This window comes from Acinetobacter sp. GQ146, assembly GCF_059758585.1.
The window spans coordinates 225,692-246,801 of sequence record NZ_JCAXDV010000002.1 but is presented as its reverse complement, the minus strand read 5'-3'; the positions used below and the strand labels follow the sequence as shown (position 1 = coordinate 246,801).

Sequence of the window (21,110 nt, the reverse complement as noted above, 5' to 3'; positions counted from 1 at the left end):
TTATTTATTCATCGACTTGAGTGCAGCACGGATGATGTCGCTGGCTTCAGTAAAATCCCCTTTGGCTGCATTCACCAGTTTTTGCGCTTCTAAAGGTTTATAACCCAAAGACTGTAAAGCGGCCTCGGCTTCGGCAACCGCTGAGTTGCCTGTAAATTGGATTTGTTCAGCAGTTGAGTTGCTCGGGACTGTACCTGTAGACATGGCTTTAAAGCGATCACGCAACTCAATCATCAAGCGTTCAGCAGTTTTCTTACCAACCCCTGGCACTTTAACCAGTGTGTTGACATCTTCATGCTCCACCGTATGAATCAGCATGTCTACGCTTAAGGTTGAAAGAATACCCAAAGCCATTTTCGGACCGACTCCATTGACTTTTAACAGGGTACGGAAAATCAGTTTTTCCTGTTGATGTAAAAAACCATACAGGAGTTGCGCATCTTCTCGTACGGCTAAATGCGTCCATAACGTGACTTTTTGTCCTTTTTGTAATTGGCAAAATGTCGACAATGGGGTGTCAATCTCATAGCCAACGCCATTCACATTGAGCAGCACGGTTGGGGCTTCGAGGGCAAACACTTCGCCAATTAAACATCCAATCATTTTTAAAACTTCACTATTTTAGGTGTATACGGTTATTCGTCTTCAAGCTGTGCTGATTTAACATCAGGCATCAATCATGTGAAAAGCATGTCTGGATTGCTGCGGTATGTTACATCAAGCCAGATTTATTGCCTTGTAGTTCTTGCGACAGATTATAGGCCTGATGATCTGAAAACTTCGAAATAATATCCAGTACTTGCATAATATTTTCATAATGATTGTTGCCAAAACGTGCACCTGAACGCTGTAAGATGGTAAACAAGCGCTGCTCTTTAAAGCTTAAGGTTTTGTGCGGTGTGGTCAGTGGAATAAAGGCATCTAGAATATTTTGTAAACTTTGATGGGCAATAATTTCTAAACCTGCTTTTTGCGGATGTTCAAAAATCTTATCGCGCGCCAGTTCTTTGGCGCGGTTAATGCCGAGTTCAATATCTTCGGCACAGTATTGCAATAAACTGCCTTTGAGTTGTCCTGTCAGAATCTCATAATGATGTTTGGCGAAAGCGGTAGTGACTTCATCCACCAGACGTTTCATGACTCGACCACGTAATGCCGCAATTTTCTGTTGCCATGTGGTATCCATGGAAAGTTCAGAAGGTCTGCCATAATCTGCAATCAAATCCAGAAAGATCGGTTCAACTTCTTCATAGCTCAACATGTTCAGAATTATGCCATCTTCCAAATCAATCAGCGCATAACAGATGTCATCCGCTGCTTCAAGTAAATAGGTCAAGGGATGGCGACAATAACGATCCTGTGCCAATTGAATTAAACCGAGTTGTTCGGCAATTTGAGTCAAAATTTCTTTTTCGGATTGATAACAGCCAAATTTCGCACGCATGCTGGCAGGGGTATTGCCTTGTTCGGCAATGGTTTTGGATAACCAAGGATATTTTAAATATGCACCCAAAGTGGCATAAGTTAGACGCATACCGCCATCATTGGGATGGTAGTCAATCTTGGTCAATAAACGTAAACCCTGCGCATTGCCTTCAAACTGGCGGACATCGGCTTCTTCTTCAGGGGTCAGTTTGGCAAGAAAATCACCATGTGAGGCATCGTCAAACCATTCTCTAATGGCATATTCACCGGCATGTCCAAAGGGTGGGTTACCAATATCATGCGCCAGACAAGCGGCTTGAATGATGGCGCCAACATCAGCCGGAGAAATCCAGACTGGCAGTTCATCTTTAATTTTTTCCGCGGCCAGCATGCCGAGTGAACGACCAATACAGGACACTTCTAAGGAGTGCGTGAGTCGTGTGTGGATGCCATCATGCTGGGTGAGTGGATGAACTTGGGTTTTACGGTTTAGCTGTCTAAAGCTTTGGGAAAAAATAATACGATCATAATCTTTATGAAAAGGGCTTCGAGCTTGTTCTGTACTTTGCTTTTTACGACCAATGCGAACTGTGGAGAGCAGTTCTAACCAACGCATTTGTTCCATTTATTATGTTTCATTAAAGGGTTGTTTGAATCATGCCAAAAAACCGTAAGTTGCACTAGAGCAGTGCGACATGATTTGACTGTTGGAATGTAAATATTGGCTGCTAAGGGATAAAATCCGTTGAGAGGCTTCGCCAGAATTTTGCAGAGCATCACGATTGTTTTTGGGGTTTGAGATAAGACTGTGTTTGCCGTGAGCTTGAGGATTTTGCCATATTGCTAGTTGTTTATTTTTATGTGATTTTATCTAAAAAAATAAAAGCAAGACCCTACAGATGATTTTATTGCAGGATTAGGTTACATAATTGGAATTATCTATCTAGCTGATTTCTCCTTTTCACAGTAGAATATGTGCTCTCTTCAAAGTCACATTGCGGTAAAGTTCAAAAGACTTGCCCGTGGAGCCAAAATCAGCATGTTTATCGTGGCCGGTGCACCAGCACATTCTTCTTTTAAGAAAACTCAACTATTATCACGTCTATCGTCAATTAGTTCTGTTCAATCAATAGAAAGCCAATGGGTCTATCTGTTCGACCAAGCGCTCAACGAGCAACAGCAACAATCTGCTTTACAATTGTTAAATGATGGCGAAGCTTTTCAAATCCGCCAAGCTGCAACGGATGAAGTTCAAATTCTGGTGACGCCACGTGTCGGTACGATTTCGCCGTGGTCATCTAAAGCGACGGATATTTTTGCCAACTGTAATACCCCGATACACCGCCTTGAACGCGGTGTTTTGTTTACTTTAAAAGGTATTTCTGAAGTATCGAATGAAGTTAAACAGGCTTTGCATGACCGCATGACCGAGAGTGTATTTAACAGCATTGATGATGCGGTCGCACTTTTCCAAGAGACTGCACCAAAACCTTTAAATTCAATCGATATTTTGGGTCAAGGTAAACAAGCCTTAGTTCAAGCGAACTCTGAATTTGGTTTTGCTTTGTCTGATGAAGAAATTGATTATTTAACTGAAGCCTTTATCAAGTTAGGGCGTAACCCGCACGACATCGAACTCATGATGTTTGCTCAAGCGAACTCTGAACACTGTCGTCACAAAATTTTTGGTTCAGAATGGACGATTGATGGTGAAGTTCAACCACTGTCATTGTTCCAAATGATTAAGAATACCTATAAAGAATCACCAACGGATGTTTTGTCTGCATATAAAGATAACGCATCAGTAATCGTGGGGTATGACACACAACGTTTCTACCCGAAAAAAGACGAAGACACAGGTCACTACACCTATAAGTATAAGAGTCAAGCTGCTCATATCTTAATGAAAGTGGAAACCCATAACCATCCAACAGCGATTGCACCATTTGCAGGTGCAGCAACTGGTTCGGGCGGAGAAATCCGTGACGAAGGTGCAACAGGTCGTGGTGGTAAGCCAAAAGCAGGCTTAACAGGCTTTACCGTATCCAACTTGAATATTCCTGGTTTTGAACAACCATGGGAAGAAAACTACGGTAAACCATCACGTATGGCATCGCCACTTCAAATTATGATTGAAGGTCCATTGGGCGGTGCGGCGTTTAATAACGAATTTGGTCGCCCTGCTTTAAATGGTTACTTCCGTACCTTTGAACAAAATGTAAATGGCGAAGTCAAAGGTTTCCACAAGCCAATTATGATTGCTGGTGGTTACGGGAACATTCGTCCTGACCATGTTGAAAAAGATCCAATCCAACCGGGCGATTTATTGATCGTGCTCGGTGGTCCAGCTATGTTGATTGGTCTGGGGGGTGGTGCTGCATCGTCAGTAGACAGTGGTACGATGGGCGAAAGCTTAGACTTTGCTTCAGTGCAACGTGAAAACCCAGAAATGGAACGCCGTTGCCAAGAAGTGATCGACACTTGCTGGCGTATGGAAAATGAAAACCCGATCGTATCTGTACATGACGTCGGTGCGGGCGGTATCTCGAATGCCATGCCTGAATTGGTCAATGATCACGAACTCGGTGCGATTTTAGATTTACGTAAAATTCCTTCGCTTGAACCAGGTATGTCTCCAATGGAGATCTGGTCAAATGAAGCGCAAGAGCGTTATGTACTCGCGATCAAACCAGAATCTTTAGCATTATTTGAGTCAATCTGTGCGCGTGAACGTTGCCCGTTTGCAGTCTTGGGTGAAGCAACAGAAGCGCGTCAGTTGACGGTTAACGATCCATTGTTTGAAAACAAAGCCGTGGATATGCCAATGCAAGTGATGTTGGGTGGCACACCACGTATGAGCCGTTCATACGAAACCATCGAACGTCAAGGCGACGATTTTGATGCCGCTCAAGTGGACTTGAAAGATGCAATCTTCCGTGTGTTAAAGAACCCGACGGTGGCATCTAAGTCATTCTTGATTACGATTGGTGACCGTTCGATTACTGGTATGGTTGCACGTGATCAGATGGTGGGTCCATGGCAAGTTCCAGTTGCTGATGCAGCGGTAACCACCACTAGCTTACAAGGTTATACTGGTGAAGCGATGGCGATGGGTGAACGTCCACCTGTGGCATTGTTGAACCCAGCAGCATCTGCACGTTTAGCTGTTGCCGAAGCAATTTCTAACATCATGTGTGCCAATATTGAACAGATCAGCGACATTAAATTGTCTGCGAACTGGATGGCCGCCGCAGGGCAAAAAGGTGAAGACCAAGCCCTGTTTGAAGGTGTGAAAGCCATTGGTATGGAAATGTGTCCTGCATTAGGCATTGCAATTCCTGTCGGTAAAGACTCATTGTCTATGCGTACCACGTGGAATGAAGATGGTCAGGATAAATCTGTCACTTCGCCAATGAGTGGTGTAATTACCGCATTTGCACCAGTCAATGATGTCCGTAAAACTTTAACGCCTGAATTGAAAAATACTGATTCGGTGTTGGTACGTATTGATTTATCTAAAGGTCAATTCCGTTTAGGTGGTTCGATCCTTGCGCAAGTGTACAAAGCGATTGGTTCGGTAACTCCAGATGTCGACAGCTTTGACGACTTCAAAGCCTTCTTTGATTTGGTACAAGACTGGAACAACCGTGGCTTAATTCAAGCCTACCATGACATCGGTGATGGTGGTTTATTGGCGACTGTTGCGGAAATGATGTTTGCTTCACGTTTAGGTGTTGCCTTAGAAGCTCAGTCAACAGCTGCATTATTTGCTGAAGAAATTGGTGCAGTCGTACAAATCAAGACAGCGGATTGGGATGCATTGCAAGCTGAAGTTGCAGCATCAAGCTTAAAAGATGCCATTGCTGTGGTTGGTCGCGTGAATAACACGGATCAATTAAGCGTAAATGGTTTGACTTTGGCACGTGTAGACTTGCAACAAGCTTGGGCTGAAGTTTCGCATCAAATTCAACGTTTACGTGACAACGTCGAAAATGCAGACCAAGAATTTGCCTTAATTGCTGACAATGCACACAAAGGTTTGATTGCTCAACCAACCTTTGACTTGAATGAGCCAGTGGAAGCGCCGTTTATCAACTTACGTCGCCCAAGCATGGTGATTTTGCGTGAACAGGGCGTGAATGGCCAAACTGAAATGGCAGCTGCCTTTGATAAAGTTGGCTTTAACACCGTTGACGTGCACATGAGCGATTTGCTGGCGGGTCGAATTGATTTAGATGACTTCGAAGGCCTAGTGGCTTGTGGTGGTTTCTCTTACGGTGACGTTTTGGGCGCTGGTGGTGGCTGGGCAAAATCAGTCCTATTTAACCCACGCTTACGTGACCAGTTTGAAAAATTCTTTAACCGTTCAGAAACCTTCACTTTAGGTGTATGTAATGGTTGCCAAATGATTTCTCAACTTGCACCATTAATTCCGGGTGCAGATGCATGGCCTCGTTTCCACCGCAATACTTCAGAAGTGTTTGAAGCGCGTGCAGTAAACGTTCGTATTGAAAAATCGAATTCGGTATTACTTGAGGGTATGGAAGGTTCGATTCTTCCGATTGCGGTTGCACATGGTGAAGGTCGTGTGGTTGCGAGTGCGGATCAATTGGCGGCATTGAATGCAGGTCATCAAGTAATCTTGCGTTATGTTGACAGTCACGGAAACCCAACGCAGCACTATCCATTGAACCCGAATGGTTCACCAGAAGCGATTACAGGGGTAACCTCTAAAGATGGTCGTGCAACGATTATGATGCCGCATCCTGAGCGTAATTTCCGTGCAATTCAGCATTCTTGGAAACCTGAAGAATGGACTGAAGATGGTGCATGGTTACGTATGTTCCGTAATGCGCGTAAGTTTATTGGTTAAGCCATAACATATTGAAAAGCCACCTTCGGGTGGCTTTTTTATATTCAAATTTTAAGTTATTGCAGCTGTTGTTTTATAAACTGATCGACTTGTTGGGTGTAACTGGTGTTCAAGCCTAAATCCTGATTGATCTCTGCATGAGTTAAGGCAATCGGTAATAGTTGGGTGGTTGTACCTAAAGCTTTGGCTTTTTCAGTAAAAGCGTGAGCTTGGTTACACGGCTGATCGGGACGGAGGGTCGAACACACGGCAAGAAAAGCAGGGAGTGCCTGTCGGATTTGGTGCTGAGGAGAAACTGCATGCCAGTAATCGACTGAAGTGCCAAATACAGGATCATAAATAGTCGCATGCTGACCCGACATCAGTTTCTCCAAGTCATAGGCTGCACTATCTAAGGCAATCGTGGCTTTCCACGGTTGCGGATATCGAATCATCCATGTGGGATGCGTAGAAAGCAGGGTAACTAAATGTGCCCCTGCAGAATGCCCCATAATCACAATATGATTAGGGTCGGCTTGCCAACTTGCAGCATGACTTTGGACAAAACTCAGCGCATCGGCTATATCTTGTGTTTGTTGCTGTACCGAAACTTCGGGAACTAAACGATAGTTTACCGAGATCACCAGCCAACCTTGTGTGTTCCAATAGGCGGCCTTGTTTTGAACAACACGATTATGAGACTTATCCCCGATACGCCAAGCACCCCCATGCACAATTACTAATATTGGTGCGAGTCTTTGGTTTAGCATCTGTTTTGCTTTGGGTGTAGGCAGATAAAGATCTAGTTTTTGTAATGAATGTGTCCCGTAGGGGATGTTCATTGTTGTATTTTGCCGTTGTAACAAATTCAGGTTTTGGAAGAAATCAGCATAACTATGCGCTGAATAAAAACTGATACAGACCAGAATATAAGTATAAATAGCTTGTTTAAAATTCATTATTAAGAAGCATGGAAATTTTATTGTTTCTATTTTAACATGAAGAAAGTGTTTAAATTGTGAACAGAGTCTGACATAAGGAAATGGCTTGAAGCATTAAACCAATGCAATAAGCAAAGTTGGTGTAAAAGTTGCTTAATCTTTGCTCAGGCCATGCAAAGGAAATGAATCCTTGTGGCAAACAATAAAAAGGAGTCGTGGAATGATGAAAGTTGCAACATATTCCAACAAGGCTGTATTAAAACAAAAAGGCTGGAAATGGTTTGCTATGGTGATTGCCCTACAACTGGCTTTTATGCTGTTGTATGCGATGTTGCAAAGTGTTTAGCCCAGCATTCAGGCATTGAAGGGTCGGAAAATGCCTTCAATGCCCGAATGTATTACGGATTGTTTTGATATTCGGTAATCACTTCGAGTGCAGCACGGAAAGCTTCTTGGGTTGCGGGCGCTCCGCAATAAGGCAGGCTGTGTAATAACACTTCCTGAATTTCTTCAACAGTTGCGCCATTATTGAGCGCACCACGCACGTGTCCCTTGAGTTCAGTAGGACTTTTTTGTGCGGTTAAGAATGCAATGGTGATCAGTGAGCGATATTTACGTGGCAATACCCCGTCACGTTGCCAAGTCGAGCCCCATGCATGTTCATTAATCCAATCTTGTAGTGGCTGCGTAAAAGGCACAGTGTTGTCTTGGGCGCGTTTTACAAAACTTTCGCCCATCACTTCAGTACGTACTTTTAACCCATTTTCATAATCTTGCTGAGACATTTGTGTCACTCTTGTTGATGAAAAAAGTGACAAAAGTTTAACCTTTTATCACTTTGATCTGTATCATTTTTTCTAAACTTTAGGATTAGTCAACCAGTTCAACGGCAATTGCTGTCGCTTCACCACCTCCAATACACAGTGTAGCAATCCCTTTGCTTTTGCCTAGGCGCTTCAGGGCGTAAATCAAGGTCAAAATAATACGCGAACCAGAAGAACCCAGTGGATGACCGAGGGCACACGCACCACCATGAATATTTACTTTTTCAGGATCAAGGTCAAAAGCATCAATCGCTGCCATTGTGACCATGGCAAAGGCTTCATTAATTTCCCATAAGTCCACATCTGCCACTGACCAACCCGCTTTTTTCAAGACTTTTTCAATCGCAGTCACAGGTGCAATGGTAAATTCTGAAGGATGTTGCGAGTTGGTTGCTGTAGCGCGAATATGTGCCAAAGGAGTTAAACCACGGGATGCCGCTTGTTCAGCCGACATCATCAACATGGCTGATGCGCCGTCCGAGATTGAACTTGAGTTGGCCGCAGTGATGGTGCCATCTTTTGCAAAGGCGGGGCGTAGGTTTGGAATTTTATCAATATTGGCATGAAACGGATTTTCATCCTGAGCGACCACAACATCACCTTTACGGCTCGGAACGGTAATTGGTGCAATTTCCGCTTTAAGATAACCTTCTTGAATCGCAGTTTGTGCACGCGTCAGTGAGCGAATGGCAAATTCGTCTTGTTGCTCACGAGTGTAGCCTTTTTTATCGGCCATTTTTTGTGCCAGCACACCCATGGAAAGACCTGTGTCAGCATCTTCCAAACCTTCTTGGAACATATGGTCTTTAATTTCACCATGTCCCATGCGGTAACCTGCACGTGCTTTCGGTAATAAATAAGGAGCATTACTCATCGATTCCATGCCACCCGCCAGTACAATTTCTGCATTCCCTGCGCAAATGGCATCTGCGGCTTGCATAACTGCTTTCATACCAGAACCACAAATTTTATTGATGGTGGTTGCACCCACATGATCAGGCACACCTGCAAGACGCATGGCTTGACGGGCTGGAGCTTGTTTTAAACCCGCAGGTAGTACACAGCCCATAATGACTTCATCAACTTCTGCACCTTGGACTTGTGCGCGGGCTAAAGTTTCTTGAATCACTGCCGCGCCAAGTTCTGGTGCTGAAAGGCTCGATAATGCACCCTGAAAACTTCCCATAGCGGTACGGCTACCAGCAACGATGACGATGTCTTTGTTCATGTGAATCTCCGTGTATGAATGTTTGCGTTCCATTTTTATTGATAAAAAAATTAAAGCAGCCGAAGCTGCTTTGAAAAAGTCAATTAAGCGCTTGCAGTTTCTTTGACATCATCCACAATCAATTCAACGCCAGTGACCGCTTGAATTTGTTCCAGTGTGACATCTTTGGCTAACTCAATGAGTTTGACACCTTGTGGTGTAATGTCCATTACACCTAAGTCACTGATAATACGATTTACCACAGCTTGACCAGTCAGGGGCAGGGCACATTGCTTTACAATTTTTGGACTACCATCTTTGGCACAGTGCTCCATGAGCACCACTACTTTTTGTACACCCGCGACCAAGTCCATGGCACCGCCCATGCCTTTGACCTTCTTGCCTGGAATCATCCAGTTGGCAAGATCACCAGTTTCAGAAACTTCCATAGCTCCCAAAATCGCAATATTGACATGTCCGCCACGGATCATGGCAAATGATTCTGAGCTAGAAAAAAATGCAGCACCTTTACGGGCCGTCACGGTTTGTTTACCCGCGTTAATTAAATCGGCATCTACCGTTTCGGCCGTCGGGAATTCACCAATCCCCAATAAACCATTTTCAGACTGTAACCAGACATTGATATTTTCTGGAATATAGTTGGCAACCAGTGTAGGTAAGCCAATCCCCAGATTGACATAAAATCCATCTTCAAGTTCAAGGGCAGCACGTGCAGCCATTTCATTGCGTGTCCAAGCCATGATTAAGCCTCCTGCTTAATGGTTAATTGTTCAATGCGTTTTTTAGGTGCAGTATTGAGAATAATGCGATTGACATAGATGCCAGGTAAATGGATGTCATCTGGATCCAGTTCACCAATTTCCACCACCTGTTCGACTTCAACGATGGTAAATTTACCCGCCATTGCACATTCTGGATTAAAATTACGTGCCGTTTTACGGAAAATTAAATTACCTGCTTTATCGGCTTTGTAGGCTTTCACCAAGGCAACATCAGCGGTCAACGAGTTTTCTAAAATATAAGGTTTACCATCAAACTCACGTTGTTCTTTGCCTTCAGCAATCAGTGTGCCGACACCTGTTTGCGTGAAGAATGCTGGAATACCTGCACCACCGGCACGTAATTTTTCAGCCAAAGTGCCTTGAGGGGTCAGTTCAACTTCCAGTTCGCCATTTAAATACTGACGTTCAAATTCTTTGTTTTCACCCACATAAGATGAAATCATTTTTTTAATTTGCTTGGTTTGTAAAAGTTTGCCTAAACCAAAATCATCGACACCTGCGTTATTTGAAATACAGGTCAGCTCGTTTACACCGGTTTCTTTTAAAGCTTCAATCAGTGCTTCTGGAATGCCACATAAGCCAAAACCACCCACAGCAATCGTTTGTCCATTTTTCACGACATCTTGCAAAGCAAGTGTTGCATTTGAATATAACTTATTCATATCAACTTCTCTAAATCCCTTAGGTTTTTATACACTCATTATTAGCATTGTGTAGGAGCAGAATGAAGTTGAAAATTTCAAAGAGTTAATCAGAAAAACTCAATAATGGAGCAAAAAAACAGCAAAATTCAGCTGAATCCGCAGGCTGAATGCTTTTGAATTGGGTAGATTAGATTAAAAACATTGTTTTAATAGATTGATTTAAATGTGTTTTCTATAGTCGTACTGTTTCAGGATTTCAATAAACTGAGCCGTAATGTTTGAAATCTCAAAGTTCTTTTTATAGATAATACCAACCGGTTTGATGATGTCCTGATCTTGTAATTCAACCAGCACATTCTTTTCGGTATCAATGAATTGTTGAAAATGGCGCGGAATAACACTGACACCAATGCCGAGCGCCACAAAACTGGATAAAGAGCTGATTTGATGGCATTCCACTTTTAAATCCAGTTGAATATTGTTTTTTATACAATTTTCTTCAATTAAATGGCGCACAATGGAGGGTTGTTGCAAAGTGACGAACGGATTGGCACACAGTTCTTTCCAGGTGACTGACTCTGCATGGGCTAAAGGGTGTGCTTTGGGTAACAAAGCAAGAAAATCTTCTTTAAAGAGGGGAAGAAATTCCAGCGTATCAATCTGTTGGGGTTCAAAACAAATACCTAATTCAAAAATTCCATCTAAGACATTTTCAATAATTTTTTCATTGGTGATGTCATGAATAGAAAAATTAATATTTGGATGCAAGGTCAAAAAGTTTTGAATCACATTGGGCATGATGGCATGTGTGACAAAAGGCATGGAGGCAATACTGAGCGTACCGCGTTGTAATTTAAACCGTTGTTTAACGTCTTTTTCCATATCCTCCCAATTGGCTAGCAATTTTCTGGCATAAGGAATCAGTGACTTACCCTCAAACGTCAGTTCGACACGACGAGTGTTGCGTTTAAATAACTTACCTCCGAGTTCTTCTTCTAAGGTTTTGATGGTGAGACTCAAGGCTGACTGACTCAAATGCAGTTCACTGGATGCATTGGCATAGTTCAAACTGCGAGCAAGGGCTAGAAAAGCTTTTAATTGTTTTAAAGTCATAAGCGAATGTTTACCACAAGGTCTAGACGAAGAAGGACAACTGTATTGATTCTGAGCTTTTTTTGAGTGAAAAGCAAAAAAACAATTAAGTAACAGTAGATTATTTTTATCTTAACCGGATTTAATTTGGATTTATCTTATTATTGTCTTTAGATTAAATTATTTTAATATTTTATTTATGAGTTTTTTTAAACAATTGATCATATTTTTAAATATATTATATTTTCTATTAAACTGTTTTTATAAGTACTTGTTATTAAATATTATAAATTTATTTTTTATTTGTTTTTATATTTAAATATTGTTTTTTTAATTTTTGGTGTTATTTTTTTAAATAGAAATTTTTATTTTAAAAAATATTTAAGCTTGATATTTTATATGGAGTTTAGGATTACTCTTAATAAAATTGAGCATTTATTTCGGTCAAAAAACAAAGGTTGATCACACTGTGTTTCGCAATGTGTGAAATCTTCAATATTCTTTATCAGGGAGAAAAGAATATGTGGGAGTTGTTTGTCATCCTGCTGTCTTTAGGCTTGTTGATGTATACAGCCTATAAGGGATTTTCGGTCATTCTAATGGCACCTATCTGTGCCTTACTTGCAGTTTTTTTAATTGCACCTAACCATGTTTTACCGTTTTATTCGGGCGTGTTTATGCCGAAGATGGTGAACTTCATTAAAGACTACTTCTTGGTGTTTTTATTGGGTGCAATTTTTGGCAAAGTCGTAGAAATGTCTGGAATTGCATCTTCAATTGCCAAAACCATTGTGAGTTTGATTGGCGCAAAACGTGCCATTTTAACCGTGGTGCTTTTAGGTGCCATTCTGACTTACAGTGGCGTGAGCTTATTCGTCGTGGTATTTGCAGTGTATCCATTTGCAAACCAATTGTTCCAAGAAGCTAATATTCCAAAGCGTCTCATTCCTGGCACGATTGCCTTAGGTGCATTTACATTCACGATGGATGCTTTACCAGGGACACCACAAATTCAGAACGTAATTCCAACGACGTTCTTCGGAACCAATATTTACGCAGCACCGTTCTTAGGGATCATTGGGGCAATTTTTGTCTTGTGTATGGGTTTGCTTTATCTGCAATGGCGCTGTCGTGTTGCTGCTCAAGCAGGTGAAGGCTATGCGGGCTTTGCTAATGCACAAGTTCAAACTGAATCAACTGCGACTACAACCACATCGAATTTATTAGATACACCAAATGGTTCAAAAGCACGTCAAGCTTTGGCATTTGTACCCTTAATTCTTGTTGCGGTGATGAACAAGTTTTTATCTACGGCAATACCAAAATGGTATCCAAATGGTTTTGATTTTAATGCCATTGGTTTAGCAAATTATACAGTTGATGTCGCAAAAACAGGTGCAATTTGGGCCGTTGGTTTGGCTTTAATTGTCGGGATCATCAGTGCATTTTTATATGACTACCAAAAAGTTATTGTGCAATTTAAAGAAGGTGTAAACACCAGTATTAGTGGTGCTTTACTGGCTGTAATGAACACCGCTTCCGAATATGGTTTTGGTGCGATTATTGCGGCATTACCAGGCTTTGTTTTGATCAGTCATGGTTTAAGTTCTACCTTTACCAATCCATTGGTCAATGGTGCAGTGACGACGACGGTATTGGCAGGGATTACCGGTTCAGCTTCGGGCGGTATGAGTATTGCTTTAAGTGCGATGGCAGATCAATACAATGCTGCTATTCTAGCTGCTGGTATTCCGCCTGAAGTGATGCACCGTGTGGTATCTATGGCATCAGGTGGTATGGATACATTACCGCACAACGGTGCTGTAATTACCTTACTTGCGGTAACTGGCTTAACCCACAAGCAATCGTATAAAGATATTTTTGCAGTCACGATCATTAAAACCGTAGCCGTGTTTGTGGTGATTGCCGCATTTACAATTTTTGGTATCGTTTAAACATCTTATTTGCGCATCTTGCCAGTTCACCTCGGCAAGATGTAAAAGGAGTAAGCAATGAGTTTGCAGTTAGAAAATAAAGTTGCATTTATTACGGGTTCAGCAAGTGGGATCGGTTTGGAAATTGCCAAGAAATTTGCCCAAGAAGGGGCGAAAGTAGTGATTTCGGACATGAATGCTGAAAAATGTCAGGAAACTGCTGAGGCACTCAAGGCTCAAGGTTTTCAAGCACTTTCTGCACCTTGTGATGTCACTGATGAAGCAGAGTATCAAGCTGCAATTGCATTGACCCAAAGTACCTTTGGTCGTTTAGATATTTTGATTAACAATGCAGGTTTCCAGCACGTTGCTCCCATTGAAGAGTTTCCAACGGCGGTGTATCAGAAGCTGATTCAGGTGATGTTGACGGGTTCCTTCATTGGAATTAAACATGCTTTCCCCATCATGAAGGCACAGAAATCAGGCCGTATTATTAATATGGCATCGATTAATGGTCTGATTGGTTTTGCTGGTAAAGCAGGCTACAACAGTGCCAAACATGGCGTGATTGGTCTCACTAAAGTAGCGGCTTTAGAATGTGCTCGAGATGGGATTACCGTGAATGCACTTTGCCCAGGCTATGTAGACACGCCATTGGTACGTGGACAAATTGCAGACTTGGCCAAAACACGAAATGTCAGCTTAGATTCTGCGCTTGAAGATGTGATTTTGGCGATGGTGCCGCAAAAACGTTTATTAAATGTTGAAGAAATTGCGGACTATGCCATTTTCTTGGCGAGTGATAAAGGGGCAGGTATTACAGGACAGGCGGTGGTGATGGATGGTGGATATACTGCGCAATAAATATTGATTTTCAATCAAATACGATTTTATCCAGCCATTGAGAAATTGCATATTTCTTATGATGAAATCGTATTGTTTTCCTTGACCAGTCGGTAACGACTGGTTCTTTTTTTGGGAAAGATTAAATCCCCAGTTATTTTTCAGCCTTAAAAAACAGCAAGATAATTGAAGATAGCGAAAGGCAAAAAATTACTGGCCAAATGATGAATAAGTCGACTCGGATATTTGCATCTGGTGTTTTGATTTTGATGAAAAGTTCCCAAAGGGTGTAGAGCAACCATAAAATTGTGGTAAGACCAAGATATTTACAACTGCGACGATGACTGAAATTTTTAACAATCAAATAAAGAATAAAAAAACACAACGTAATAAAAAAGATGTGTAAGGGTTGCCCAACAAAAAGGCTGCTTAAAACCTCCATATCAAAGCTCCATTAGTTATAAGTGATCGCAATACTCAGAATTTTGGATTTCATATTTGGTTGTTTTTATCTGGATAATATTTACATCTCTTTGTTGATATTGAATCTAACAAGATCAGTGAGGATGTCCTCGCTACTCATGCCTTGAGGGCTATTTTGAAGCTCATCTTGCTATTGCTTGCCCGAAATACCAAAAGATGACTAAGACCTGCCTTTTATAATTTTAGTCTAGTTTTTAAGCAAATTTAAAGCAATTCATCTTTAGCTAAAATTTATGTGCAGATGGTATAAACATACAGCTTAGCTCGGCAAACGTCGTGATAGCACTTTAAACTTTTACATATAAAAAACAGAGAAGTTTAACGATATGGCTTTATGCACAATGAGGGTGAAAAGAGAATTATAAATAATTTTATGTTATTGATTTTATATGTTTTTTATAATTTTAGAAAGTGGATGCGTTGGCGAATAGTCGGTTGGTAAAAGTTCTCGATTGCTCGATTTGATTTTGCTAAGATGGAAAAGCATACTTCATCAATATAACGAGAACAGAGATGAGTTTTCTTACTGCCGAGCAGGCAAAAATACTATCAGCCACCGCTAAACTGGATATTAATTTATATAAATCACGTTTAGCCAAACTCATTGAAGAAAGTGCTCAACAAGGCAACACTGCCGTGTTTGCGGTACTTCCCAAACACTTACCGCTCGTCGAAATTCGAGAGCTTTCAGCAGAGCTGACCCATTTGGGCTATCAGGTTCGCTTTGAAGTTAATGAATTCTTTTACAGTTTTAATGTTTATTGGATTTAAGGCACATCAATTCATTTTTTTTAAAAAAAACCCTTTAAATATTTACATTTAAAGGGTCTTGCAAATCAAAAAACTAATTAAGCTTCAATGGTTTGAACTGCAATTTTTTTCGCAGGATCTGTTTTGCGACGTACAGCAGGCACTGGCTCGCCATAATATTGACGATCAGCAAAATAACTAGAACGTACCATTGGCGCAGACCAGATATTTCTAAAGCCAAGTTTGCGACCATGTTCTGCATAGCGTTCAAACTCTTCTGGGCTCACGAAACGGTCAATTGGTGCATGTTCTTTAGAAGGCTGTAAATATTGACCAATGGTTACATAATCAACATCATGAGCACGAAGGTCATCTAATAATGCAATGACTTCTTCTTCAGTTTCACCAATACCGACCATCAGACCACATTTGGTTGGCACATCAGGGCAGTATTCTTTAAACATTTTGAGCAAGTTCAAAGAGTGCTGGTAGTCCGAACCTGGACGCATCGCTTTATACAAACGTGGCACAGTTTCAATATTGTGGTTAAACACATCGGGCGGACATTCGGTCATAATGCGTAAAGCAATATCCATACGACCACGGAAGTCAGGAACCAAAATTTCCAAAAGTGTTTTTGGACTTAAGCTACGTGCTTCTTTAATACAATCTACAAAGTGTTGTGCACCACCATCCAATAGATCATCACGGTCTACTGAGGTAATTACGGCATATTTCAAACCTAAATTGGCAATCGTCTCTGCCATATGGCGCGGTTCATCAGGATCTAACGCATTTGGACGACCATGTGCTACATCACAGAACGGGCAACGACGTGTACAGATGTCACCCATAATCATAAAAGTAGCAGTACCACCACCAAAACATTCAGGTAAATTTGGGCAGGCAGCTTCTTCACATACGGTATGTAATTTTTGCGCACGTAAAGTTGTCTTAATGCGTTGAACTTCCTCTGGCGCTGTCATCTTGACACGAATCCAGTCTGGCTTGCGAGGCACTTCAACCGTAGGTACAACTTTGACAGGAATACGTGAAACTTTTTCTGCACCACGAAGTTTAACACCCTGTTCAGGTTTACGGCTTTCAGACATATTCAACTTTTCCACTGTTTAGACGGAGAGATATGGGTACATTATAACGGAATTGCACATTGATAGGGCGAAAACACTATTCATTTTCTAAATGTCGTTATCACTCAATATATGACTATGAAATACAGCAAAGTCAGCTATTTTCAGTCATAATAGAGCGAAAATAGACACAGATTTATAGAGAAAGGAGCGTTGAATGCCACGTAAGAAAGAGGTCGTTAGTGGAACTTTCGTAAAATACGATGCGGTTGTTCTCGGTTCGGGCCCTGCTGGTGAAGGCGCGGCAATGAAACTTGCTAAATCGGGCAAGCGTGTTGCAATTATTGATATGCGTGAGCAATTGGGGGGGAACTGTACCCACGTTGGAACCATTCCAAGTAAAGCTTTACGTCAAACAGTTTCAAGCATTATTCGTTATCAACGTGATCCAATGTTTCAAAAAGTCGGTGATTGGAAACATTTCACCATGAAACAAGTGCTGCGTAATGCCCACAAGGTGATTCAACAGCAGGTAGATACCCACTCACGTTTTTATGACCGTAACAAAATTGATATTTTTCATGGTCGTGCTTATATCCAAGATCAAAATACCGTTTTGGTTTTTACCTCTGAAGGGGTGAAAGAAACCATTATGTTCAAGCAATTGGTGATTGCGACAGGTAGTCGTCCATACCGTCCTGCCATGCTTGATTTTAATCACCCACGTGTATTTGATTCTGACAAGATTCTAGATTTGGATTTCTCGATTCAGAAAATCATCATTTATGGCGCGGGTGTAATTGGCTGTGAATATGCATCGATCTTCATTGGTCTGGATCACAAAGTTGATCTCATCAACACCCAAATGAAATTGCTCAGCTATTTAGATGATGAAATTTCCGATGCCTTGTCTTATCACTTGCGTGAGCAGGGGGTATTGATTCGCCACAATGAACAAATCGATCATCTCGAAACTTTTGATGACCATGTTGTATTGCATTTGCTCAGTGGCAAGAAAATTAAAGCCGATGCGATTTTGTGGTGTAACGGCCGTTCAGGTAATACCGATGGTCTTGGACTGGAAAATGTCGGCATTACCCCAAACAGCCGTGGTCAAATCATGGTCAATGATCAATACCAAACCGAAGTGGAAAATATCTATGCCGCGGGTGATGTGATCGGTTGGCCTTCATTGGCTTCTGCGGCGTATGACCAAGGTCGTTGCGCGGGTGCCAACATGAGTGGTGAAGAGGGTATTCAACCTGTGGTGGATATTCCAACAGGGATTTACACCATTCCAGAAATTTCTTCAATTGGTAAGAACGAACAGCAGCTAACCGAAGAAAAGATCCCGTACGAAGTGGGGCAAGCCTCTTTCCGTCATTTGGCACGTGCGCAAATTACAGGGGACACCGTGGGTGAATTAAAAATTTTATTCCACCGCGATACTTTGGAAATTTTGGGTGTGCATTGCTTTGGTAACAACGCAGCGGAAATTATTCACATTGGTCAAGCGGTAATGAACAGTCCTAAAAATACCATCAAGTATTTTGTGGAAACGACATTTAACTATCCGACCATGGCCGAAGCGTATCGCGTTGCAACCTTAAATGGTATGAATCGTTTATTCTAAAATATGTAAGCATCTCTCTGAAAAGCCCATCCATTGCGATGGGCTTTTTTTATGAAGATATTTGAGATTAAAAAGGTCGCGATCCTGCCACACTAATTCGTTTTAATAAGCGACGTTGCTCAGCACGAAATGGCGTTCTGGAATGCAAGGTCACTTGATTATCCCAAAACACGATGTCGCCTGTTTCCCAAGCGTGATCATAGCGAAACTCAGGCTTAAGTATATGTTGGCGCAGTTGTGCAATCAGTTCACTGCCTGCTATATCATCATAATTGACCAGTTCAACTTCGGAACGTGTATTTAACCACAATGCTTTGCGTCCTGTTTCGGGGTGTATCCGCACCAAAGGGTGTGGATAGGCATGCCCCAGAATGGCTTGGTCTTTAAAGCGATAGTAGGGGCTATTGTTGGCATAGTTGTCTGAACCTTTATTATTGTTGGCTCGGACAAAAGGATTGTAGGTAATTAACTGCAATTGATCCAGATGGGCTTGTAGATCAGGAGCTAAGGCATCATAAGCTTTAATGGTGTTATACCAGCTGGTTTGACCGCCAGTGTTTGGTAATTCAATTGCGTAAAGTAAGGAGCCAAATGAAGGCAAAGGTGTCCATTGATGATCGGCATGCGGGCTGAGTTCACCGTGCCCCGTGTAGTCGCCTTGACCAACTGCATTAGAAACAGGCACAACATCGGGTGGGGTGCCCGTATCTGTTTGGCTCGCCAATACCGGATTGTCAGCGCTGGGACGGAAAATCGAACCAAAATAACTGGCAAAAGCGAGAAACTGTAAGTCATCCAAACTTTGCTGTTTAAAAATTAGAACTAAATGTTCCGCCAATGCTTGTTTCAGTCGAAAAATGGTTTCACCTGACTGCGCTTTACGCGCATCTAAACCTGTGACCACAGCACCTAATGCCTGTTGATCTAAAGGCGTGATTTGAATTTCATTAGGGTGTTGAAAAGCATCTGGTACATGCCATTTCGGGGCATCATGAATGGCTTGAGAGAGTTGGGTCAGGCTGCTCATTATTTTTCTCTAAATTTCTTGTTGTTCTAAATTAAGAAAACCCCAGCATTTTTTGAACTAACAATAAATGCTGAGTTTATGAAAAATAGAGACTATTTCTTTAATGATTAATGCGGACAGAATGCCTGATTAAAATATTCAAATAATTGCGGCGTTTGAATCCATAATAAAATGGCAGCACTCAATAAACCCAGTACAACCAGCGCAATTGAGGTTTTAAGCCAAAACAGAGATGAATTATTCATGCACCACCGCCTTTTCTGTCACAAAGAAATGCACCACGACACCCAATACACTGAGTGCAATCGAGATCATCCAGACCGCCTGATAATTTCCGGTCAGATCATGGCTGACACCACCGAGCCAGCCACCAAAAAATGAACCAACCTGATGGGTAAAAAATACAATACCACTTAGCATGGATAGGTAACGAATACCAAACATATTGGCGACAATACCATTGGTGAGCGGTACGGTAGATAACCATAATAGTCCCATAATCACGCCAAAGCTATATACTGTCCAAGTGCTTAAGGGCAAGACTAAAAAGGCAATCATAGCGATTCCACGCAACGCATATAAGCCCATGAGCAGTTTGGGTTTGGAGTAGCGACCACCTAACCAACCAGCGCCGTAAGTACCAAAGATATTGAACAAACCCACCAAGGCGAGGAATACTGTACCTGTCGAGGCATCAAAACCGTGATCAATCAAATATCCCGGCAGGTGGATGCCAATAAACACCACCTGAAAGCCACAAACCAAGAAACCTAATGCCAAGAACCAAAAAGGTTTATGAGCTTTGGCGATATTAAGAATTTGTTTAAACGTTAGTGCAGGAGTAGCCGTGGTCGCTGTATTTGGAGCCACATACATCGGTGCTTTCAGCATCCATGCCAGCGGTACAATCAAGGCAATTAAGATCGCACTGACGATTAAGGCTGCGGACCAACCTATACTTTGCAGCAATAACAAAGTCGAAGGCAGCATAATAAATTGACCAAATGAGCCTGCGGCACTGGCAATCCCCATGGCAAGGCTACGTTTTTCTGGCGGTGCAGCACGTCCAACCGCAGAAAGTAACACTGGAAAAGAGGTGGCGGATAAAGCCAAACCTAAAAATAGCCCCACACTGAGATTCAGCATCCAGCCTGTTGAACTAATCGACATCAATAACAGCCCGATGGCATAGAGCACGCCCCCCACCGTCACGACAATTTTACTGCCATATTTGTCAGCAATCGCGCCCGTGACAGGTTGTACGGCACCCCAAATCAGGTTTTGCAGGGCAATCGCTAAACTAAATACATTATGTCCCCAGCCAAATTCATGACTCATTGGGACCAAATACAAGCCAAAAGCATGCCTGACACCCAACGATAGCGCCAAAATAGCAGCACTTCCAATCAGCATATAAATCAATGGTTTGGAAAATTGACTTTCAGACATGGTAGATTTTCACGACAAGAATAGGGGCAGCTCGATATTGTACGCAATAGATCGTGTAAATTCGATATGAGAATAAAATATTTGAAAAGTAAAATAATTGAGGGGTTAGGGA

General features: G+C 41.9%; 18 protein-coding genes. 6 read left to right on the top strand and 12 right to left on the bottom strand.

The features are described 5' to 3' along the window. Together ruvA and AC6CHI_RS04330 are read right to left on the bottom strand one after the other, a co-directional pair. On the bottom strand, positions 1–603 hold the full coding sequence (gene ruvA / locus AC6CHI_RS04335) for a Holliday junction branch migration protein RuvA (protein ID WP_458891392.1): 603 nt from the start codon (positions 601–603) through the stop codon (positions 1–3). 109 nt (positions 604–712) lie between these two features. Continuing rightward, positions 713–2,050, bottom strand: coding sequence for a deoxyguanosinetriphosphate triphosphohydrolase (locus AC6CHI_RS04330; RefSeq protein ID WP_498119621.1), 1,338 nt, complete (start codon positions 2,048–2,050; stop codon positions 713–715). Between the two features lie 414 nt (positions 2,051–2,464). On the opposite strand from AC6CHI_RS04330, the gene purL reads away from it, so the two are divergent. Further along, a complete protein-coding gene (purL, locus tag AC6CHI_RS04325) occupies positions 2,465–6,298 on the top strand; it encodes a phosphoribosylformylglycinamidine synthase (protein WP_498119619.1) in 3,834 nt (1,277 codons plus the stop codon). 56 nt (positions 6,299–6,354) lie between these two features. Here the strand turns inward: purL and AC6CHI_RS04320 are convergent, their stop codons facing one another. Next, on the bottom strand, positions 6,355–7,236 hold the full coding sequence (locus AC6CHI_RS04320; protein ID WP_498119617.1) for an alpha/beta hydrolase: 882 nt from the start codon (positions 7,234–7,236) through the stop codon (positions 6,355–6,357). 202 nt (positions 7,237–7,438) lie between these two features. Between AC6CHI_RS04320 and AC6CHI_RS04315 the strand changes: the two genes are divergently transcribed. Continuing rightward, positions 7,439–7,564, top strand: coding sequence for a KGW motif small protein (locus AC6CHI_RS04315; RefSeq protein ID WP_498119615.1), 126 nt, complete (start codon positions 7,439–7,441; stop codon positions 7,562–7,564). A 52-nt stretch (positions 7,565–7,616) separates the two neighbouring features. Here AC6CHI_RS04315 and AC6CHI_RS04310 read toward each other — a convergent pair whose 3' ends face one another. The 5 genes from AC6CHI_RS04310 to AC6CHI_RS04290 form a co-directional block, all read right to left on the bottom strand. Continuing rightward, complete coding sequence (locus tag AC6CHI_RS04310) at positions 7,617–8,003, bottom strand: carboxymuconolactone decarboxylase family protein (protein WP_458891397.1); 387 nt, start codon at positions 8,001–8,003, stop codon at positions 7,617–7,619. Positions 8,004–8,088: 85 nt separating this feature from the next. After that, positions 8,089–9,270, bottom strand: coding sequence for a thiolase family protein (locus AC6CHI_RS04305; protein ID WP_498119613.1), 1,182 nt, complete (start codon positions 9,268–9,270; stop codon positions 8,089–8,091). A gap of 83 nt (positions 9,271–9,353) precedes the next feature. After that, positions 9,354–10,010: a CoA transferase subunit B gene (locus AC6CHI_RS04300; protein ID WP_458891399.1), complete on the bottom strand. Its 657-nt coding sequence runs from the start codon at positions 10,008–10,010 to the stop codon at positions 9,354–9,356. A 2-nt stretch (positions 10,011–10,012) separates the two neighbouring features. Continuing rightward, positions 10,013–10,714: a CoA transferase subunit A gene (locus AC6CHI_RS04295; RefSeq protein WP_498119611.1), complete on the bottom strand. Its 702-nt coding sequence runs from the start codon at positions 10,712–10,714 to the stop codon at positions 10,013–10,015. 201 nt (positions 10,715–10,915) lie between these two features. Further along, positions 10,916–11,809, bottom strand: coding sequence for a LysR family transcriptional regulator (locus AC6CHI_RS04290; protein ID WP_498119610.1), 894 nt, complete (start codon positions 11,807–11,809; stop codon positions 10,916–10,918). Positions 11,810–12,309: 500 nt separating this feature from the next. On the opposite strand from AC6CHI_RS04290, the gene AC6CHI_RS04285 reads away from it, so the two are divergent. The 3 genes from AC6CHI_RS04285 to AC6CHI_RS04275 all read left to right on the top strand — a co-directional run bounded on the left by AC6CHI_RS04285 (position 12,310) and on the right by AC6CHI_RS04275 (position 15,819). Beyond that, positions 12,310–13,743 (top strand): GntP family permease, encoded by a 1,434-nt coding sequence (locus AC6CHI_RS04285; RefSeq protein ID WP_458891402.1) that lies wholly within the window; start codon positions 12,310–12,312, stop codon positions 13,741–13,743. Between the two features lie 57 nt (positions 13,744–13,800). After that, on the top strand, positions 13,801–14,586 hold the full coding sequence (locus AC6CHI_RS04280; RefSeq protein ID WP_458891403.1) for a 3-hydroxybutyrate dehydrogenase: 786 nt from the start codon (positions 13,801–13,803) through the stop codon (positions 14,584–14,586). Between the two features lie 975 nt (positions 14,587–15,561). After that, positions 15,562–15,819 (top strand): hypothetical protein, encoded by a 258-nt coding sequence (locus AC6CHI_RS04275; protein WP_498119607.1) that lies wholly within the window; start codon positions 15,562–15,564, stop codon positions 15,817–15,819. A 77-nt stretch (positions 15,820–15,896) separates the two neighbouring features. Here AC6CHI_RS04275 and lipA read toward each other — a convergent pair whose 3' ends face one another. Then, the gene (gene lipA, locus AC6CHI_RS04270; RefSeq protein WP_498119605.1) at positions 15,897–16,910 is read right to left on the bottom strand and encodes a lipoyl synthase; all 1,014 of its coding nucleotides are present in this window, start codon (positions 16,908–16,910) and stop codon (positions 15,897–15,899) included. A gap of 196 nt (positions 16,911–17,106) precedes the next feature. Here lipA and sthA point away from each other — a divergent pair, with 196 nt between their 5' ends. Next, on the top strand, positions 17,107–18,522 hold the full coding sequence (gene sthA / locus AC6CHI_RS04265) for a Si-specific NAD(P)(+) transhydrogenase (RefSeq protein ID WP_458891407.1): 1,416 nt from the start codon (positions 17,107–17,109) through the stop codon (positions 18,520–18,522). Positions 18,523–18,589: 67 nt separating this feature from the next. Here sthA and AC6CHI_RS04260 read toward each other — a convergent pair whose 3' ends face one another. From AC6CHI_RS04260 to AC6CHI_RS04250, 3 genes are all read right to left on the bottom strand, one after another. Then, a complete protein-coding gene (locus tag AC6CHI_RS04260) occupies positions 18,590–19,549 on the bottom strand; it encodes a TauD/TfdA dioxygenase family protein (RefSeq protein ID WP_498119603.1) in 960 nt (319 codons plus the stop codon). A 107-nt stretch (positions 19,550–19,656) separates the two neighbouring features. Then, positions 19,657–19,794 (bottom strand): hypothetical protein, encoded by a 138-nt coding sequence (locus AC6CHI_RS04255; RefSeq protein ID WP_458891410.1) that lies wholly within the window; start codon positions 19,792–19,794, stop codon positions 19,657–19,659. After that, entirely contained in the window at positions 19,787–20,998 is a 1,212-nt protein-coding gene (locus tag AC6CHI_RS04250) for an MFS transporter (RefSeq protein WP_498119602.1), read from the bottom strand. The genes AC6CHI_RS04255 and AC6CHI_RS04250 overlap by 8 nt, the downstream gene beginning before the upstream one ends. Positions 20,999–21,110: the final 112 nt, after the last annotated feature.

Bases quoted from the DNA above. Each gene is read 5' to 3' on its own strand.
- ruvA (WP_458891392.1), bottom strand. From the start codon at position 603: ATGATTGGATGTTTAATTGGCGAAGTGTTTGCCCTCGAAGCCCCAACC.
- AC6CHI_RS04330 (WP_498119621.1), bottom strand. From the start codon at position 2,050: ATGGAACAAATGCGTTGGTTAGAACTGCTCTCCACAGTTCGCATTGGT.
- purL (WP_498119619.1), top strand. From the start codon at position 2,465: ATGTTTATCGTGGCCGGTGCACCAGCACATTCTTCTTTTAAGAAAACT.
- AC6CHI_RS04320 (WP_498119617.1), bottom strand. From the start codon at position 7,236: ATGAATTTTAAACAAGCTATTTATACTTATATTCTGGTCTGTATCAGT.
- AC6CHI_RS04315 (WP_498119615.1), top strand. From the start codon at position 7,439: ATGATGAAAGTTGCAACATATTCCAACAAGGCTGTATTAAAACAAAAA.
- AC6CHI_RS04310 (WP_458891397.1), bottom strand. From the start codon at position 8,003: ATGTCTCAGCAAGATTATGAAAATGGGTTAAAAGTACGTACTGAAGTG.
- AC6CHI_RS04305 (WP_498119613.1), bottom strand. From the start codon at position 9,270: ATGAACAAAGACATCGTCATCGTTGCTGGTAGCCGTACCGCTATGGGA.
- AC6CHI_RS04300 (WP_458891399.1), bottom strand. From the start codon at position 10,010: ATGGCTTGGACACGCAATGAAATGGCTGCACGTGCTGCCCTTGAACTT.
- AC6CHI_RS04295 (WP_498119611.1), bottom strand. From the start codon at position 10,714: ATGAATAAGTTATATTCAAATGCAACACTTGCTTTGCAAGATGTCGTG.
- AC6CHI_RS04290 (WP_498119610.1), bottom strand. From the start codon at position 11,809: ATGACTTTAAAACAATTAAAAGCTTTTCTAGCCCTTGCTCGCAGTTTG.
- AC6CHI_RS04285 (WP_458891402.1), top strand. From the start codon at position 12,310: ATGTGGGAGTTGTTTGTCATCCTGCTGTCTTTAGGCTTGTTGATGTAT.
- AC6CHI_RS04280 (WP_458891403.1), top strand. From the start codon at position 13,801: ATGAGTTTGCAGTTAGAAAATAAAGTTGCATTTATTACGGGTTCAGCA.
- AC6CHI_RS04275 (WP_498119607.1), top strand. From the start codon at position 15,562: ATGAGTTTTCTTACTGCCGAGCAGGCAAAAATACTATCAGCCACCGCT.
- lipA (WP_498119605.1), bottom strand. From the start codon at position 16,910: ATGTCTGAAAGCCGTAAACCTGAACAGGGTGTTAAACTTCGTGGTGCA.
- sthA (WP_458891407.1), top strand. From the start codon at position 17,107: ATGCCACGTAAGAAAGAGGTCGTTAGTGGAACTTTCGTAAAATACGAT.
- AC6CHI_RS04260 (WP_498119603.1), bottom strand. From the start codon at position 19,549: ATGAGCAGCCTGACCCAACTCTCTCAAGCCATTCATGATGCCCCGAAA.
- AC6CHI_RS04255 (WP_458891410.1), bottom strand. From the start codon at position 19,794: ATGAATAATTCATCTCTGTTTTGGCTTAAAACCTCAATTGCGCTGGTT.
- AC6CHI_RS04250 (WP_498119602.1), bottom strand. From the start codon at position 20,998: ATGTCTGAAAGTCAATTTTCCAAACCATTGATTTATATGCTGATTGGA.